General features: G+C 57.2%; 14 protein-coding genes and 1 tRNA gene. 13 read left to right on the forward strand and 2 right to left on the reverse strand.

Going from position 1 to position 18,495, the window contains the following annotated elements; genetic code table 11:
• Positions 1 to 165 precede the first annotated feature (165 nt).
• The 7 genes from def (at position 166) to QLQ17_RS00910 (ending at position 7,800) form a co-directional block, all read left to right on the forward strand.
• Complete coding sequence (gene def, locus QLQ17_RS00880; protein ID WP_283207652.1) at positions 166 to 669, forward strand: peptide deformylase; 504 nt, start codon at positions 166 to 168, stop codon at positions 667 to 669.
• Positions 670 to 751: 82 nt separating this feature from the next.
• On the forward strand, positions 752 to 1,687 hold the full coding sequence (fmt, locus tag QLQ17_RS00885) for a methionyl-tRNA formyltransferase (RefSeq protein WP_283207653.1): 936 nt from the start codon (positions 752 to 754) through the stop codon (positions 1,685 to 1,687).
• The gene (rsmB, locus tag QLQ17_RS00890; protein ID WP_283207654.1) at positions 1,687 to 2,982 is read left to right on the forward strand and encodes a 16S rRNA (cytosine(967)-C(5))-methyltransferase RsmB; all 1,296 of its coding nucleotides are present in this window, start codon (positions 1,687 to 1,689) and stop codon (positions 2,980 to 2,982) included. The genes fmt and rsmB overlap by 1 nt, the downstream gene beginning before the upstream one ends.
• Positions 2,983 to 3,011: 29 nt before the next feature.
• A complete protein-coding gene (gene trkA, locus QLQ17_RS00895; RefSeq protein WP_283207655.1) occupies positions 3,012 to 4,385 on the forward strand; it encodes a Trk system potassium transporter TrkA in 1,374 nt (457 codons plus the stop codon).
• A 137-nt stretch (positions 4,386 to 4,522) separates the two neighbouring features.
• A complete protein-coding gene (gene glyQ / locus QLQ17_RS00900) occupies positions 4,523 to 5,548 on the forward strand; it encodes a glycine--tRNA ligase subunit alpha (RefSeq protein ID WP_283207656.1) in 1,026 nt (341 codons plus the stop codon).
• A 2-nt stretch (positions 5,549 to 5,550) separates the two neighbouring features.
• The gene (glyS, locus tag QLQ17_RS00905; protein WP_283207657.1) at positions 5,551 to 7,632 is read left to right on the forward strand and encodes a glycine--tRNA ligase subunit beta; all 2,082 of its coding nucleotides are present in this window, start codon (positions 5,551 to 5,553) and stop codon (positions 7,630 to 7,632) included.
• A 91-nt stretch (positions 7,633 to 7,723) separates the two neighbouring features.
• Positions 7,724 to 7,800, forward strand: a tRNA-Pro gene (locus QLQ17_RS00910).
• Between the two features lie 18 nt (positions 7,801 to 7,818).
• Here the strand turns inward: QLQ17_RS00910 and QLQ17_RS00915 are convergent.
• The gene (locus tag QLQ17_RS00915; protein ID WP_283207658.1) at positions 7,819 to 9,399 is read right to left on the reverse strand and encodes an FAD-binding oxidoreductase; all 1,581 of its coding nucleotides are present in this window, start codon (positions 9,397 to 9,399) and stop codon (positions 7,819 to 7,821) included.
• A gap of 99 nt (positions 9,400 to 9,498) precedes the next feature.
• Here QLQ17_RS00915 and folM point away from each other — a divergent pair, with 99 nt between their 5' ends.
• The 3 genes from folM (at position 9,499) to QLQ17_RS00930 (ending at position 12,409) form a co-directional block, all read left to right on the forward strand.
• Positions 9,499 to 10,206: a dihydromonapterin reductase gene (gene folM, locus QLQ17_RS00920; protein ID WP_283207659.1), complete on the forward strand. Its 708-nt coding sequence runs from the start codon at positions 9,499 to 9,501 to the stop codon at positions 10,204 to 10,206.
• A 126-nt stretch (positions 10,207 to 10,332) separates the two neighbouring features.
• Entirely contained in the window at positions 10,333 to 11,892 is a 1,560-nt protein-coding gene (locus QLQ17_RS00925) for a BCCT family transporter (protein ID WP_283207660.1), read from the forward strand.
• Between the two features lie 226 nt (positions 11,893 to 12,118).
• The gene (locus tag QLQ17_RS00930; RefSeq protein ID WP_283207661.1) at positions 12,119 to 12,409 is read left to right on the forward strand and encodes a DUF6482 family protein; all 291 of its coding nucleotides are present in this window, start codon (positions 12,119 to 12,121) and stop codon (positions 12,407 to 12,409) included.
• A gap of 4 nt (positions 12,410 to 12,413) precedes the next feature.
• Here the strand turns inward: QLQ17_RS00930 and QLQ17_RS00935 are convergent, their stop codons facing one another.
• Positions 12,414 to 14,243, reverse strand: coding sequence for an ABCB family ABC transporter ATP-binding protein/permease (locus tag QLQ17_RS00935; RefSeq protein ID WP_283207662.1), 1,830 nt, complete (start codon positions 14,241 to 14,243; stop codon positions 12,414 to 12,416).
• A gap of 128 nt (positions 14,244 to 14,371) precedes the next feature.
• Here QLQ17_RS00935 and QLQ17_RS00940 point away from each other — a divergent pair, with 128 nt between their 5' ends.
• The 3 genes from QLQ17_RS00940 to QLQ17_RS00950 all read left to right on the forward strand — a co-directional run bounded on the left by QLQ17_RS00940 (position 14,372) and on the right by QLQ17_RS00950 (position 18,422).
• A complete protein-coding gene (locus tag QLQ17_RS00940) occupies positions 14,372 to 16,135 on the forward strand; it encodes an ABC transporter transmembrane domain-containing protein (protein ID WP_502867358.1) in 1,764 nt (587 codons plus the stop codon).
• A 91-nt stretch (positions 16,136 to 16,226) separates the two neighbouring features.
• Positions 16,227 to 17,501 (forward strand): 4-aminobutyrate--2-oxoglutarate transaminase, encoded by a 1,275-nt coding sequence (gabT, locus tag QLQ17_RS00945; protein WP_283207664.1) that lies wholly within the window; start codon positions 16,227 to 16,229, stop codon positions 17,499 to 17,501.
• 162 nt (positions 17,502 to 17,663) lie between these two features.
• The gene (locus QLQ17_RS00950; protein ID WP_283207665.1) at positions 17,664 to 18,422 is read left to right on the forward strand and encodes a VC0807 family protein; all 759 of its coding nucleotides are present in this window, start codon (positions 17,664 to 17,666) and stop codon (positions 18,420 to 18,422) included.
• The last annotated feature ends 73 nt before the right edge of the window (positions 18,423 to 18,495 follow it).

Here is an 18,495-nt window from a genome sequence, read left to right on the forward strand (position 1 = left end):
GAGCGTTAGGTCCGTTGAAATTTGTTCTCGCGTCCCGATCATAATAGTCATCGGGACATAAATTGCGCAGTACACTGTCGCAATTAAGAGAGCAGTTTCACATCGTTACAAATCAAAACGCTTAACGACAGACATTCAGATCTTCAAATTGAAAGAACAGGCGCCATGATACTAGAGATTCTCGAATATCCGGATCCCCGTTTGCGGACCATTGCCAAGCCGGTCGAGGAAGTGACCGACGAAACCCGCAAGCTGATCGACGACATGTTTGAGACCATGTACGACGCACCGGGTATTGGCCTTGCCGCCACCCAGGTAAACGTACACAAACAGATTATCGTGATGGATCTGTCAGAAGACAAAAGCGAGCCCCGGGTGTTCATTAATCCGGAGGTTGAAGTGCTGGACGGCGATCTGGAAGACATGCAGGAAGGCTGTCTGTCGGTGCCGGGCTTTTACGAGGATGTGTCCCGCATCGAACACTGCATGATTCGTGCGATTGACCGCAATGGCGAGCGGTTTGAGATCGAAGCGCGGGGCCTGCTGGCCGTCTGCATCCAGCACGAGATGGATCATCTCAACGGAAAACTGTTCGTGGATTACCTGAGTTCCCTGAAACGAACACGGATCCGGAAAAAGCTGGAAAAGCTTCACAAGAAAAGTGCCTGATCGAATTCGACAGGCGGCGTAAATACCAGACCGGGCCGACGCCCGGTCTTTTCGTATCCATCGAACCAGAGACTCCAGCCCCGTGCGACTCGTTTTTGCCGGCACACCCGATTTCGCAGCGTCCGCGCTGACCGCCCTTCTGCAGACCGATCACGACGTGGTGGGCGTTTACTCCCAACCCGACCGACCGTCTGGCCGTGGCCGCAAGATGATCCCCAGCCCGGTCAAAAAGGTCGCAATGGAGGCTGGCATTCCGGTTTTCCAGCCCGAATCCCTGAAAACAGCAGAGGCCCAGGCCGAGCTGAAAGCCCTGAACGCCGATGTGATGATCGTGGCCGCTTACGGCCTGATTCTGCCCCAGGCGGTGCTGGACATCCCGCGCCTGGGCTGCCTGAACATTCACGCATCGCTGCTGCCGCGCTGGCGGGGAGCGGCGCCAATTCAAAGAGCCATTGCTGCCGGTGACCGGGAAACGGGCATCACCATCATGCAGATGGACGCGGGATTGGATACCGGCGATATGCTGCTCAAAGTATCTACCCCCATCGACGAAACAGACACCGGGGGCAGCTTGCATGACCGGCTGGCGGACCTCGGAGGGCAGGCCATCGTGGAAGCCCTTCGCGGCCTGGAGAACGGGAGCCTTTCGGCCGAACCGCAGGATGATCAAAAAGCCTGTTACGCTAGCAAACTCAGCAAAGAGGAAGGCCATCTGGACTGGACCGAAGACGCCACCGCTCTCGATCGCCGTATTCGCGCCTTCAATCCCTGGCCTGGCACCTTCACGGATGCCGATGATCTGCGCATTCGGATTCACGCTGCCGAAGTGATTGATATCACCAGCGAGAAACACCCGGGAACCGTGATGGCACGCAGTCGCGATGGCATTGATGTCGCCTGTGGGCTCGATGTACTGCGAATCACCCGGTTGCAGTTGCCGGGCTCGAAGGCCCAGTCGGTCAACGATTTGATCAATGGCGGCAAAGAGATCCTGATGCCAGGTCAGGAGCTCGATTGATGCCTGGGCTGCCCATGCGGGCTGTCGCCGCCCAGGTTATGCAGGCGGTAGAACAGGGCCAATCGCTGACGCAATGCCTGCCGCCGGCTCTCAAGCGCTTGCCGGAAAACGAGCGTCCCGCGCTTCAGGCGCTGTGTTTCGGCACCTGTCGCTGGTTTTTCCAGCTTGACGATGAATTGAACAGCCGCCTGAAAAAGCCACTGAAACCGGCCGATAGACTCATCCATCATCTGATGCTGGTGGCGCTTTTCCAGCTGCGTCACAGTGAACAGGCCACCTATGCGGTACTGAACGAAACGGTCGAAGCCTGTCGCAGACTGGATAAACCCCATCTAACCGGTCTGGTCAATGCCGTTCTGAGAGCCGCCGAAAGGGAAGGAGGGCCAACGGCCCGAAGCGACTATGAACGCTACGCACATCCACCGTGGATGGTCGAGAAACTCCGACATAACTGGCCGGATGACTGGGCCGCCATTCTGGAAGCCAACAACACACAGGCGCCCATGACCCTGAGGGTCAATGCCCGGCGTTTTAGCCGCGACACCTATCTGGGCCTGCTAACCGAAGCCGGCATCGAAGCTTCTGCAACCCACTTTGCACCCCATGGCATACAGCTCGCCCGCCCTGTACCGGTTGATCGACTGCCTTATTTCGAGGATGGCGCTGTCAGCGTTCAGGACGAAGCCGCTCAGCTGTGCACCACCCTGCTTGACCTGGCTCCAGGCCAACGGGTTCTTGATGCCTGTGCCGCGCCCGGAGGAAAAACCTGCGCCATACTTGAAGCCTGTGAAGGTTTGCAGGAGGTGGTTGCCATCGACGAATCCGCCGAACGGCTCCCGCGCATTGAAGAAAACCTTGAACGGCTGGATCTTCATGCCACCGTTCAACAGGCTGACGCCGCACAGACCAATCAATGGTGGAACGGCAATGAATTCGATCGAATTCTTCTCGACGTACCTTGCAGCGCCACCGGCGTCATCCGGCGTCATCCGGATATTAAATTGCTGCGCAGGGAATCCGACATCCTTCCGCTGGCGAGTATACAGCTTGGCCTGCTGGAGGCACTCTGGCCAACACTGAAACCAGGCGGCCGGTTGGTCTATGCTACCTGTTCCGTGTTCCCCCAGGAGAATCAGCGTATAATTCGACGATTCCTCAAACAGACGACCGAGGCGATACTACTCGACCTGGACGTTCCCTGGGGACGAGAAACCGAAGCAGGGCGACAGATGTTGCCAGCCCCAAACGGTCACGACGGTTTTTTCTACGCGGTACTCGAGAAACCGGAACAATGAACCGGAGCTACGAAAAGGACATCTGAATTATGAAAATCCTGATTCTGGGCGCCGGCCAGGTCGGTGGCACACTGGCAGAGAACCTTGCCAACGAAGCCAACGACATTACCGTGATCGACAGCAACGGCACTCGCCTGCGAGAGTTGCAGGACCGGCTGGATATTCGCACCGTTCAGGGTCGTGGCTCCTACCCCACGATTCTCAGACAAGCCGGCGCACAGGACGCCGACATGCTGATTGCCGTTACCAGCAGCGACGAAGTGAACATGGTGGCCTGCCAGATCGCCAGCGTGATGTTCAAAACGCCGACCAAAATCAGCCGGGTTCGCGCCAACGCCTATCTGGCCCGTAAGGAGCTGTTTGGCGAAAACGGTTTTCCAGTGGACGTTCTGATCAGTCCAGAGCATCTCGTCACCAAGCACATTACCCGTCTGATCGAATACCCCGGGGCCCTGCAGGTTCTGGAGTTTTCCAAAGGCCTGGTCCGACTGGTGGCCATTCGCGCCATCAAGGGTGGCCCCTTGGTCGGGCACGAGTTGTCTTACCTTCGCACCCACATGCCTCGGATTGATACCCGGGTAGCCGCCATCTTCCGCAAGGACAGGCCGATTTCGCCCTACGGTGATACCGTGATCGAGGATGGGGATGAAGTATTCTTCATCGCGGGCACCGACCATATCCGCTCGGTCATGAGCGAACTTCAGCCGCTGGAAAAACCCTACAAGCGCATCTTTATCTGCGGTGGTGGCAATATCGGCCAACGCTTGGCCAGCACCCTCGAATCCCGCTATCAGGTGAAATTGCTGGAACGGGACCACGAACGCTGTGTAATGCTGTCAGAAGGTCTGCGAAAAACGGTGGTTCTGGAAGGGGACGCAGCCAACAAAGACATATTGCTGGAAGAGAACATTGAGAACACCGATGTGTTCTGCGCCGTCACTAACGACGACGAAGCCAACATCATGGCATCACTGCTGGCCAAACGGCTGGGCGCCCGCAAGGTACTCACACTGATCAACAATCCCGATTACGTGGATCTTATTCAAGGCGGCGACATAGACGTGGCCATATCACCACAGCAGACCACGATTGGCAGCCTGCTAACCCACGTTCGCCGCGGTGATGTAGTAAACGTTCACTCACTCCGAAGGGGCGCGGCCGAGGCCATCGAAGCCATTGCCCACGGCGATCACCGGTCGTCGAAAGTGGTTGGTAAACGACTGGACGAGATCAATCTGCCCGAGGGAACCACCATTGGCGCCATCGTCCGTCACAGCGAGGTTCTGATCGCCCACGATCACCTGCGTATTCAGCCCGATGACCATGTCATTCTGTTCCTGGTAGACAAAACCCGGATCCGGGATGTGGAAAAACTCTTCCAGGTTGGGCTGACGTTCTTCTGACAAACCATTGATTGAAGCATCTTCCTGTGACGCTGACTTAGAAATACGCGGCTTGCAGGCGTATAATGCGCATTTTTTCAGCGCGCCTATTTCGTAAAATCGGGCGCCACACACAGACTGACCAGCAGGCAATCGTCGTGACAGACAAGGCACATTCCAATAACACGCCGGATATCAACACCTTCCAGGGGCTGATTCTGGCATTGCAGAATTTCTGGGCGCAGCACGGCTGCGTGGTTCTTCAACCACTGGACATGGAAGTAGGCGCGGGTACCTTTCACCCGGCCACGTTTTTACGTTCGATTGGCCCGGAAACCTGGAACGCCGCCTACGTTCAGCCCAGTCGCCGTCCAACCGATGGCCGCTATGGCGAAAACCCCAACCGTCTGCAGCATTACTACCAGTTTCAGGTCGTCCTGAAACCGTCTCCGGACAACATTCAGGAGCTCTATCTGGATTCGCTGAAGGCTCTGGGCCTGGACCCGCTGGTGCATGATATCCGCTTTGTGGAAGACAACTGGGAATCCCCGACGCTTGGCGCCTGGGGCCTGGGTTGGGAAATCTGGTTGAACGGCATGGAAGTCACCCAGTTCACCTACTTTCAGCAGGTAGGCGGCCTTGAGTGCTACCCGGTCACCGGCGAGCTGACCTACGGCCTTGAACGCATTGCCATGTACCTGCAGGGCGTGGACAGCGTTTACGATCTGGTTTGGACAGAAGGCCCTGATGGGGTCGTCACCTACGGCGATGTGTTCCACCAGAACGAAGTGGAGCAATCCACCTACAACTTTGAGCATGCCGACGTGGACTTCCTGTTCCAGAGCTTCGATGTACATGAGCGGGAAAGCGCCCGCCTGATTGAAGCCGGCCTCGCCTTGCCAGCCTATGAACAGGTGCTGAAAGCCTCTCACACATTCAACCTGCTGGATGCCCGGCACGCCATCTCGGTGACCGAGCGACAGCGATTCATTCTTCGCGTACGCACCCTGGCACGTTCTGTCGCTCAGGCTTACTTCGACAGCCGGCTCAAACTCGGCTTCCCACTGGCACCGGACGCACTTCGTAATGAAGTCATCGCCGCCAGCGAAGCGGCCGACGAGAAAGCCAACGGCAAGAAAAGCAAGAAAGCGAAGAAGTCCCAGCAGGAAAAAGGAAACGCATAACCATGGCAACACAGGATTTTCTGGTCGAACTGGGCACCGAAGAGCTGCCACCGAAGGCCCTCAAGCCGCTGTCTGATGCGTTTACCCAGGGTATTGTAAAAGGTCTGGAAGACGCCGGTATCGCCTTTGAAAAAGTCGAGTCGTTTGCCGCCCCCCGTCGCCTGGCGGTTCGCGTACGTGCATTGGGCGATGCCCAACCAGACAAGTCGGTCGAGAAACGCGGCCCGGCCGTCAAAGCGGCCTTCGACGATGCCGGCAACCCGACTCGTGCACTGACCGGTTTTGCCACATCACTGGGCGTAACCCCAGACCAGCTGGACACTCTGGAAACCGACAAAGGTGCCTGGGTGGTGTATCGCACCATCGAAAAAGGTCGCCCCACCGTCGAACTGCTGCCCGAACTGGTGGAGCAGTCCCTGGCCAATCTGCCGATTCCCAAGCGCATGCGTTGGGGCGCCCACCGGACCGAATTCGTTCGCCCGGTTCATTGGGCCATCCTGTTGTTTGGCAACAAGGTGATCGATACCCCGATCATGAATCTGACGCCGGGCAACAAAACTCGCGGCCATCGTTTCCACTGCCCGAAATCCCTGATTGTCCCTACGCCGGGCGATTACGAGGTGGTACTGAAGCAGGAAGGCTACGTGATCGCTGACTTCGCCGAACGCCGGGAAATCATCCGTTCCGGTGTCACCGCCATGGCGAAGAAAGAAGCCGGGGGCCAGGCAGTGATTGATGAAGAACTGCTGGACGAAGTCACTGCTCTGAACGAGTGGCCCGTGCCACTGATGGGCCGGTTCGAGGAACGCTTCCTGGAGGTCCCCGCCGAAGCGTTGATTTCCTCCATGAAAGAACACCAGAAATACTTCCACGTGGTGTCCGGTGACGGCAAGATGCTCCCGCTGTTTATCACCGTGGCCAATCTGGAAAGCAAAGACCCCAGCCAGGTGATCGCCGGTAACGAGAAGGTGATTCGTCCGCGCCTGTCGGACGCAGCCTTCTTTTATGACACCGACCGCAAAACCAGGCTGGAAGACCGGATTGAACAGCTCAAGCCCATCGTCTTCCAGGAAAAGCTGGGCAGCATTTATGATAAGTCCGTGCGAGTGGCCAAACTGGCCGAGAAAATCGCCGGCGCTATTGGCAGCGACCCGTCGTTGGCCGAGCGAGCAGCCATGCTGGCCAAAACAGACCTGGTCACCGAAATGGTGCTGGAATTCACGGACCTTCAGGGCATCATGGGACAGTACTACGCCGCCAACGACGGCGAACACGAAGACGTTGCCCTTGCCCTGAACGAGCAGTACATGCCGCGCTTCGCCGGTGACGATCTGCCGACCACTCTCACTGGCTGTGCCATCGCCATCGCGGATCGTCTGGATTCCCTGGTTGGTCTGTTTGGCATCAACCAGCCGCCGTCGGGCACCCGCGACCCCTTCGGTCTGCGCCGGGCATCACTCGGGGTTTTGCGCATCATCATCGAACGGGAACTGCCGCTGGATCTGCAGACCTGCTGCGAATGGGCGGCAGAGAACTTTACCGTGCTGACGGAGCAGAACACTGCGTCTACCGTGGTGGACTATATGCTGGAGCGTTTCCGTGCCCATTATGAAGAGCAGGGCATCAACGCCGAGGTGTATCTGGCCGTTCACGCCCGTCGTCCGACCCAGCCGTTGGACTTTGACCGTCGTGTCAAAGCCGTCGAAAACTTCCGTCAGCTGCCGGAAGCCCAGGCTCTGGCAGGTGCCAACAAGCGGGTGTCCAATATCCTGACCAAACAGGGCGGAGACAGCATCGGCGAGACCATCGACAATAACCTGCTGCAGGACGCGGCAGAAAAAGCGTTGGCCGAGCAGATTCGCCAGCAGGCAGACACGGTGCTTCCGCTGTTTGAGAAAGGCGACTACGCGGCGGCATTGAACTCCCTGGCACAGCTTCGGGAACCGGTGGACAACTTCTTTGATGAAGTGATGGTGATGGCGGAAGACGACGCCACCCGAAACAACCGCCTGGCAATGCTGAACCAGCTGCGCAACCTGTTCCTGCGGGTTGCGGATATTTCGGTGTTGCCGACGACGGCTTGAGCCAAAACGTTGGTTCAGCCGTAGATGCTATCCTGAGGATTCGAGGGGGCTGGAAAAAGCCCCTTCAGTCCGTATAATGCAGCTCGTTGATCGGCGTGTGGCGCAGCTTGGTAGCGCACTTCGTTCGGGACGAAGGGGTCGCAGGTTCGAATCCTGCCACGCCGACCATTTCTCAGGATCAACGCCCTAGATCAACACGCTAGGATTCATCATTCCCTCCGGATCCAGCGTCTTCTTGGTTGCCCTTAATACCTCTGCAAACAGCTCTGGCCTTTGCCGATCGTAGCCCGGCCTGTGGTCTCGGCCCACGGCGTGGTGGTGGGTGATGGTTCCGCCCAGATCAATGAGTGTTTCCATACATGCCTGTTTGATCTCATCCCACTGTTTGACCTGGTCGCCCCTTCGACCCGGTGCAATCACGGTGTAGTAGGGCGCCGGACCGTCCGGGTAGATGTGGGTAAAGCGGCAGGTAACAAAGGCGCCACCACAGACCTCTCTGGTGACTTTTCTTACCCTGTCCATAACCCCGGCATGGAAGTCCTCGAACTTATCCCAGGTGATGGCGGTTTCAAAGGTTTCGGCCACCAGCCCCAGCCGAATCAGCGCATCGCGCATATAAGGCGCGCGAATGAACTGGTTTCGCCAATCGCCTGCCTGCCCGTGCTCGTTGGGGTTTTTCTCCTTGCTGGTCTGGACTTCACCACCGGCTTCCATCGCGATGTCCAGCGCCCGGTTCATCCATGGCTCTAACGGGTGGTCGGCAGATTCAAATCCCAAGATAAGTAAGTGCTTACTTCCAGTACCAACACCGTTCATCATTGCCTCGCGGGCATCGATCAGTCGGCAGTTGGTGGGGAAAAGACCTGACTGTGAAATTCGCCTGACCGCTTCGGCACCTTCCAGAAAGTCGTCAAAGTGAACCGCTCGGGTGAGCCGGTGCACGGGCCGATGCTGCAAACGCACCCAGGCAGAAGTGACAAAACCAAGCGCACCCTCAGAGCCTAAAAACATCCGGTCCGGCGATGGGCCGGCGCCGGAACCCGGCAACCGCCGGGATTCTACAGCGCCCCTCGGCGTTAGAACCCGCATAGATTCCAAGAGGTCATCAATATGCGTATAAAGCGAGGCAAAATGCCCGCCCGAACGAGTTGCAATCCAGCCTCCCAGGGTTGAGAACTCAAATGACTGGGGAAAATGCCGGAGCGTCAGGCCATGGGCCCGCAAACCGTCCTCCAGTGCAGGTCCGTAGATACCGCCCTCAATATGAGCGGCGCGGGACTGATGATCCACTTCAAGTAGGCGATTGAAGCGCTCCATATCGACCGTTACGGTGCCGCTCCAGTTACCTTCATAACGAGGCTCGGTACCGCCGACCACACTGGAACCCCCTCCGTAGGGTATGACTGCAGCCCCCTGCCGACTGGCATAGTCCAGCACGTCGATCAGTTCCTGTTCGGTGGATGGGCGGGCGATCATATCCGGCGCACATCGATAGTCGCCATTCAGGCCCCGAACAATGTCACGAAAAGATTTACCGTAGGTATGGTTGGCCCGATCCCGCCGCTCTGTGGAGATAATCGAGGCCAGTGAATCCGGTGGCGTAAGTCGCGGCTCCGGGATGGTCAGGTCTGATAGCAAGGGCGGTGCCTGACACGTCAGTTCGGCCTTGCCGAACTGCATGCCCACCAGTTGGCGCAGCTGGCCAATCTGCTGATCGTCAAAAGCGGCCTCTTCATAGCCCCAACCCCAAAAGCTGCGCGTTGCCATGGTTGCTCCTCATTCTTGTTGTCACTCCAGTCTAGCTAAGAACGCCTGACCCGGCAGCGATTACCGAACGTATCTCTGTGGCTCATATAGGAGACTTTCATGCCTGCACCGATTTTGATCACCGGGGCTGGCCAGCGTATCGGTCTGGCCTTTGCCCAACATTGTCTTGCCAACAACCAGCCCGTCATCGTGACCTATCGCAGCTATCGTCCGGGCGTGGATGCGCTTCAGAAGGCGGGCGCCCAATGCCTCCATGCTGATTTTTCCACGATCGACGGCATAGACGACTTCATTACCCGACTGAGAGCAAAAACCGATTCACTGCGAGCCATCATCCATAACGCCTCTGACTGGATGCCTGAAAGCGAGGAGACAGATTCCTCAGAGGTGATGAATGCCATGATGCAGATCCACGCCATGACGCCCTATCGAATCAATCTTGTCTGTCGGGATCTGCTGGAAAGCGGTGAGGGAAACCGGGACATCGTTCATATGACCGACTACGTGGTGGAAAAGGGCAGTGCTAAACACATTGCCTATTCGGCGAGTAAAGCGGCATTGGCCAACCTGACGTTGTCGTTCTCAAGACTGCTCGCGCCGCGGGTAAAGGTGAACAGTGTGGCACCGTCACTGATTATGTTTAATCCGGGCGACAGTGATGCCTACCGGGAGAAGACCCTTAAGAAATCCCTGATGGGCATAGAACCCGGCATACAGGTCGCCGTGGACTCCCTGCAGTTCCTGCTGGACAACCCCTACATGACTGGTCGCACGCTCTCGCTGGACGGTGGGCGCCATCTGGCGTGATTTTTTTGCGTCTGTGGGTAGGCAAAGACACGCCCGTTTCTGTACCCTGCGCGGCTTTTCTCTCAACGCAACGGTTCGCACATTCCGTTCAAGGCACACATTCAGTCCGACGCAAAAGGAACGACCATGACAGCCCAGAGTGATACCCAGGCCCCGCGCGCTCGATCCGGCGCGTTCTCCGACAGCGACCCGGTCGTTCTGATCCTGACCATCGGCTTTATTCTGGTGTTCGTCGGCGCCTCCATCCTCAACAGTGAGGCGGTGGCCACTTTCATTGGCAACGGCTTTGCCTGGACCGCAAAGACGCTGGGCTCCTTCTTTCAGTTGCTGTTGCTGTTGACCTTCTTCATCGCCCTCGGCACTGCCGCCAGTAAGGCCGGCAACGCTCGTATCGGCGGCCTTGACCGACCGGAAATCAGCCGGTTTCGTTGGTTGTCGATGATCATGTGTACCCTGCTGGCCGGGGGCGGCGTCTTCTTTGCCGCCGGCGAGCCAGTCTATCACTTCGTGGTGACGCCACCGGCGTTCGACACCGAAGCTGGCACAGCCGCGGCCGTTGCGCCAGCGATGGCCCAGTCGTTTACCCATTGGGGGTTCCTTGCCTGGGCCGTGCTTGGTTCGCTGACGGCGCTGGTACTGACCCGTGCGCATTACGACCAGGGCAAGCCGCTACAACCACGCACCCTGTTGTTTCCAGTGTTCGGCGAACGAGTGATTAAGGGCACACTTGGTGGCGTAATCGATTCGCTCTGCGTCATTGCCGTAGTGGCTGGCACCGTCGGCCCGATCGGATTTCTGGCTACCCAGATGAGTTTCGGCCTGCACGAGCTATTTGGCGTGACCGATGGGTACACCACCCAGCTCACTGTGCTGATTGTGCTCGCGGGCGTGTACATGACGTCGGCCATGACCGGCCTGCATAAAGGGATTCAACTGCTCAGCCGATTTAACGTGATGCTTGCACTCGGTATTGCCGCGGTGATTTTCGTGTTCGGCCCCACACTGTTCCTGACCAATACCTACACCCAGTCGATGGGCGAGTACGTCACGTCTTTCCTGGCCATGGCGACAATGACCGCAGACACCGCGCCAGACTGGTGGATGAAATGGTGGACAGTGTTCTTTTTTGCCTGGTTTATCGGGTACACGCCGCTAATGGCGGTGTTTGTGGCTCGCATTTCCCGGGGCCGAACCGTGAGAGAGATGATCGTTGCGGTGGCGGTGCTGGCGCCGGTGGCCACCACTCTCTGGTTCACGCTACTCGGCGGTTCCGGCATTTATCATCAGTTGGCGGGCACCTTCGACCTGACCGAAGCCCTGAACAACTTCCGTTTCGACGTGGCAACGCTGACGGTGGCCCAGGCCCTGCCTGGCGGCACCTGGATGGCGGCTGCCATCCTGTTGCTGACCACCATTTTTGTCGCCACAACCGGCGACTCGATGAGTTACTCCATTGCCATGGTCGGGGCCGGCCACGACGAGCCCAACCCCTGGATTCGCGTGTTCTGGGGCGGCGCCATGGCCTTGATGGCTGCGATTCTGCTGTATATGGGCTCCGGTCAAATCGGTGTGCTGCAACAATTCATTGTGCTCACCGCAATCCCGGTGTCGTTCATTATTCTGCCGTCCCTTTGGACGGGGCCAAAGGCCGCGATGGCGATGGCCCGGGAACAGGGCCTGGCCTGATCTAGGCACCGCCGTCGGGCCAGATTAACGCCATCAAGGCCCGACATCGCGGGCTGGGAAGCAGCAAGCGCCTGGCCAACAGGTCGCAAGGGTCGCCCAGCTCTTGATCGACCGCTTGTCTCACCCGTTCAATTCAATCCATACCTCATCATCGATTGACCTTTTTTTAGCCCGTTCGCGTACATGCTTTTAAGACACACATTGACCGAACGATTAGGGGCTTCCCATGCACATGCAGAACAGTGAGCTAAAAATCCACAAGAACGAGCTGATCTCTCATCTGGACATCGTGTCCATGGAAGGCCGCTATTACATGGCACGGTTTGAGTTGGACGGCCAGGCCTACGTACTCACCGGCGCTGACGACAAGCCGATGATGTTCACGGGCGCCTGTTCGGTGAGGGATCACTTCAAAGATTACACCGTCGGCCGCATCGAAGTGATTCCCCCGACCGGCACCGACGAGATGATTGGTATGCCCGACTCTGCTGACGAAACCATGCGGGTGCCGCTATAGCGGCCTAGCGTTCCGTAATGTCCTGCTCATCCTCAGTGTCGCTTCCGTCTTCACTCTGGTTTTGCTGTTCCCAAAGCCGCGCGTAATAGCCGCCCCGTGCCAGAAGCTGTTCATGACGACCGCTTTCAACAATGCGACCGCCATCCATCACCAGGAGGGTGTCCGCATCCCTGGTCGTTGACAAGCGATGCGCAATAACCAGAGTCGTACGGTGTGAACTGACCTCTTTCAACGCCCCAAGAATGGCCTGCTCAGACAGCGAATCCAGTGACGAGGTCGCCTCATCCAGAATGAGCAGTGGCGGGTTTTTCAAAATTACCCGGGCAATCGCCACGCGCTGCTTCTCACCGCCGGAGAGCTTCAAACCACGCTCACCGACCTGTGTTTCGTAACCTTCAGGTAGTCCGAGAATGAACTGCTCCAGATGCGCCATTCGTGCCGCCTGATGCACCTCTTCCTCCGTCGCAGACGGCCGACCGTAGGCCAGGTTGCGATACAGCGTGTCGTTAAACAGCACCGTGTCCTGCGGAACCACACCGATGGCCGACCGCAGACTTTGTTGAGTCACCTCACGGATATCCTGGCCATCAATGGTGATAGCGCCCTGATCGACGTCATAGAAACGAAACAGCAATCGGGCCAACGTGGATTTGCCGGCGCCGCTGGCGCCCACGACCGCGACTTTATGGCCCGCCGGGATGGTGAAGCTGACCCCCTGAATGATCGACCGGTCCCGTCGATAGGCGAAATGCACGTCCTCAAAACGTACTTCTCCCTGCGCAACCTTCAGCTCGGTGGCAGTATCGCGGTCCACGATGGTCGGTTCGTCCCCCAATAACGCAAACAGTCGCTCGACATTCACCAGCGACTGGCGAATCTCCCGGTAGACGAAACCCAGAGCATTAAGGGGAATGAACAATTGAAGCAGGTAGGCGTTGATCATGGTGAAATCGCCCAGAGTAATCTCGCCACTGGCCACTTCCTGCACCGCCATCGCCATGATGGCAATCATCGCCAGACCGATGATCAGCGCCTGACCGGAATTCAGTGCCGCCAGGGACAGACGGTTTTTCAGTCGAGCCTGCTCCCAGTCCTCGAGGTCCCGATCGTACACCTCCGCTTCAAACTGCTCGTTGTTGAAGTATTTGACGGTTTCGTAGTTCAGCAGGCTGTCGACGGCACGGGAATTGGACTGGTTGTCCCGGGCATTGGCTTCGCGCACAAACTTGGTCCGCCATTCCGTCACCTTGATGGAAAACACCACGTACACGATCACCGCCACCAGGATAGCCAGCACGTAACCCACGTTAAACGCGAAAAACAGAATGCCCGCCACTAAAAAGATCTCAAGCAGCGTCGGCACAATGTTGAACAGGGTGAATCGCAGCAGAAAACTGATACCGGTAGTGCCGCGCTCAATATCTCGCGTCAGGCCACCGGTTTTCCGATCAAGATGGAACGCCAGCTCGCGATTGTGAAGATGCCGGAACACGCGCAAAGACACACGCCGCATGGCACGTTCTGCGACCCGGGCGAACACCGCATCCCGCAGTTCGCTGAACAACGTGCTACTGAACCGTAGCAAGCCATAGGCCGCCACCAGCAATAATGGAATCCACAGCAGCAGCTCGCCCTCGCGTCCCTGATCCAGATAATCCACGATGTATTTCAGTGCCACCGGCGTGGCGACAGTGGCCAGTTTGGCAAAGATCAGGCAGCCAGCCGCCAGAAACACCCGACCACGAAATTCGGCCAGATAAGGCCACAGCCCGGCAATGATTCGCCAGTTGGGTTTGTGATTGGCAGGGTAGTCGTTGTCAGCGTAGGCGCGCAAAAGGGTATCCTTAGCGGTTTCGGTAAAGTCGACTTGCGCCGGATGGGCGTATGATAAAAGCGAGCGCTATGTTACAGCCATACGCTCACTCGTTCACCTCGGCCCATTTCCAACCGATCAGGAGTTGCATCATCAAACCCACGCATCGTCGCGCACTCGAGTTGGCACGAACCTTTATCAGCCCATATAAAAAAGCGGTAGCGGGTGCCATGACGGCCCTCGTGTTCACCGCCGGTGTGACCCTAGGGCTGGGCCAGGGGCTTCGGTTACTGGTCGATCAGGGCCTGGCCACCCAGTCACCGGCCATGCTGTCCCAATCCATTGGCGTATTTTTCGTGCTTGTGGTGGCACTGGCCTTCGGCTCATTCGCGCGTTTCTATCTGGTAAGCTGGATTGGCGAGCGGGTGGTGGCGGATATTCGCAAGCAAGTGTTCAATCATCTGATTGATCTGCACCCCGGGTTCTATGAACAGAACCGGAGTCTGGAGATTCAGTCCCGGTTCACGGCCGACACCACGGTGTTGCAATCGGTGATCGGCTCCACGGTTTCGATTGCGCTTCGCAACAGCCTGATGCTGGTTGGCGGCCTGATTCTGTTGTTTGTCACAAACGCCAAACTCGCAAGCATCATATTGCTTGGCTTTCCCCTGGTGATCGTACCCATCCTGATATACGGCCGCCGTGTACGAAGCCTCTCGCGATTGAGCCAGGATCGTGTCGCGGAAGTGGGTAGCTATGTCGGGGAGAATCTGACCCAGATCAAAACCGTTCAGGCCTTCAATCACCAACCCCACGATCGAGCGTTTTTCAGCAAGGTCGCCGAGGATGCGTTCGACGTTGCCCGCACCCGCATTCGCCAGCGGGCCTGGCTAACCACCATTGCCATCACTCTGGTGATGGGGGCGGTAGGCATCGTCTTGTGGATCGGCGGCCTGGATGTGATCTCAGGGCGGACCAGCCCCGGTGAATTGGCCGCGTTTGTGTTTTACAGCTTGCTGGTGGGACTGGCAGCGGGTGCCATCAGTGAGGTGATTGGTGAGCTACAGCGGGCTGCTGGCGCTGCGGCAAGGATCTTTGAGCTACTGCAGACCGAGAGCGAACTACCCGCCGATGCGGCATCAAGCAGGTCGCTTGAACGCCCGGTAAAAGGCAGGCTGAACTTTCAGCAGCTGGATTTCTGCTATCCCTCCAGGCCCGAACGGCTGGTGATCAGTCAATTATCTGTATCCATTAACGCGGGAGAAACCATTGCGCTGGTCGGGCCTTCTGGCGCCGGTAAATCCACCCTGTTCGATCTGATGCTGCGCTTCTATGATCCGGTCCGGGGCCGAATTTTGCTGGACGGTGTGGACATAAGAGAGCTATCGCTTCGCGAACTCAGGCAATGCTTTGCCCTAGTGCCCCAATCACCAGCGCTTTTTCACGGCACCATTGCGGACAACATTCGTTATGCCCGGCCCGAGGCCACCCACCAGGAAATGACCGAAGCGGCCCGAATCGCCCACGCTCACGAATTTATTCTGGGACTTCCAAGCGGTTATGACACCCGCCTGGGAGATGGTGGTATCGGCCTGTCAGGGGGGCAACGACAAAGGTTGGCCATTGCCCGTGCACTGCTGGCGAACGCACCTATACTGCTATTAGATGAAGCGACCAGTGCATTGGATGCCGAGAGTGAATACCTGATCCAGCAAGCCATGCCAGACCTGATGTCGAATCGCACAACTCTGGTGATTGCCCATCGTCTGGCAACAGTGCAGCATGCAGACAGGATCATCGTGCTGGATCAGGGCAAACTTCAGGACATCGGCACCCACGACGAGCTGGTTCAACGCAACCCTCTGTATCGCAAACTGTCGCGACTTCAGTTCCGCGAAAGCCAGACAGGGTGACTAACGTATAAGCCTAGGAGCGCCTTCACCCTGAAATGAAGGCGCATTTTCTGTATGATGGTGGGTCTAAATTGATTTGAGGAGAGGCAAAGTGACGAACAAAGAATTGCAGGCACTCAAAGAACGCTATGTTGCGGCCGGCGCGGCCAGCCCTAACGAGCAGTTCGCAGACCATGCAACCAATGCCGAACTCTGGGATGCCGATGGCAAGCGCATGATCGACTTTGCGGGCGGTATCGGCGTATTGAACCTTGGGCATCGCCACCCGAAAGTGGTCGAAGCCGTCAAGGCTCAGCTTGACAAGGTGATGCATACCTGCCAGACCGTCATGCCCTATGAAGGTTACGTTCGAGTTGCCGAAAAACTGAGTGGCGTAGTACCGGTTCGTGGCCACGCGAAAGTGATGCTGGCGAACAGTGGCGCCGAAGCACTGGAAAATGCGGTGAAGATTGCCCGCGCAGCGACCGGTCGCACCAACGTCATCTGTTTCGACGGCGGCTACCATGGCCGTACTTTCTACACCATGGCGATGAACGGTAAAGCCGCTCCCTATCAAACAGATTTCGGGCCGATGCCCGGCACTGTCTACCGCGCTCCTTACCCAGTGCCTTACCACGGTGTTGATGAGGACGAAGCCATTCGCGGTCTGAAAATGGCCATGAAAGCGGATTCCCCCGCCAAAGACACTGCCGCCATCATTATCGAGCCAGTCCTGGGTGAGGGTGGTTTCTATGCCGCACCGGCCAGTTTCCTGAAGAAGATCCGCGAGATCTGCGACGAGCACGGCATCATCATGATCTGTGACGAAGTGCAGAGCGGCTTCGGTCGTACCGGTAAGATGTTCGCCATCGAGCACAGCGGCGTTGAGCCAGACATGATGACCATGGCGAAGAGTATGGCCGACGGCATGCCGATTTCTGCGATTGTCGGTACCGACAAGATCATGGATTCGTCCGGGCCGAATTCGCTGGGTGGCACCTACACGGGCAGCCCGACCGCCTGTGCCGCAGCGCTTGCAGTAATGGAAGTCTTTGAAACTGAAGACATTCTTGGGAAAAGCCAGCGTCTGGGCGAGAAATTGAATCAGCGTTTCCAGCAGTGGCAAGAGCAGTTCCCTCACGTTGATAACGTGCGGAACCTTGGCCCAATGGCCGCGATCGAGTTGGTCACCGACAAGACCAGCAAGGAGCCACGTGCTGACTTCGCGGGAGCCGTGACCAAGTACTGCAAAGAGCACGGTCTGATCCTGCTCAGCTGTGGTATGTACGGCAACACCATCCGCTTCCTGATGCCCGTCACCATTGAGGACGAGGTTCTGGAAGAGGGTCTGACGATTGTTGAAAACGCGTTGAAAGAGTTGGGTTAACACCGTCGTCGACCCGGACTCTTGTCAGAACGCCTCTGGCAATCAAAAACCGATCGGGGAAACCCGATCGGTTTTTTTATGTCTGAAGCTTGGAACCTGTCCTTTCAGGGATTTTTAAAATCGGCGTATACTGCCCCCTTCACCTAATGTTCAGGCCGAATTATGACCACCGATTCCAGTAACCAAATACCAACCCATAAACCCAGGCCCTGGATTGACCTGCTTGTGAGCATCATCATTCCTTCCGTTATCCTGATGAAGCTCTCTGGCGACGAATACCTTGGCAGTGTTATGGCGCTGGTTGTTGGCCTCGCTTTTCCGCTGGGATGGGGTCTATTCGAACTGGTCCGCTATCGAAAATACAATTTTATAGCGGTGCTGGGGCTGATCAGCGTGGGTTTAACCGGGGGCATTGGTTTGCTGGAACTGGACGCAGACTGGCTTGCGGTCAAAGAAGCCGCGGTACCAGCCGTGATTGGCATTGCCGTGCTGATTTCGACTCGCACCCGATACCCGCTTGTTAAGACCCTGCTGTATAACCCGACCGTACTCAACGTCGACAAGATCCAGGGTGTGCTCGAGAAAAACAACAGTGAAGCCGAGTTCAACAGTCGACTGCAGAAAGCGAGCTACTTTTTCAGCCTGACTTTTCTGTTTTCCTCCATCATGAACTACGTTCTGGCTAAATGGATTGTCACCAGTCCATCGGGGACGCAAGCGTTTAACGAAGAGCTTGGCCGTATGACGTTGGTCAGCTATCCCATGATCGCCATTCCCTCCATGATCATGATGATCGCGATCTTTTATTACCTCTGGCGTTCCATACGCCGATTGACCGGCTATACGCTGGAGGAAGTGATGGCCCCGCATCTCGCCGCCCAGCAGGAAGAGAAATCGTCGGACTCATCCCCTCGTTCCTGAATACGAGGCGAGTGCTGATCTTGAAAAATTTCTGAGCATAACCAAAAACGCCCTGGCATCCGCGACGGGATGG

The sequence above is a fragment of the Marinobacter sp. CHS3-4 genome (genome assembly GCF_030053415.1).
Taxonomy (GTDB): Bacteria; Pseudomonadota; Gammaproteobacteria; order Pseudomonadales; family Oleiphilaceae; genus Marinobacter.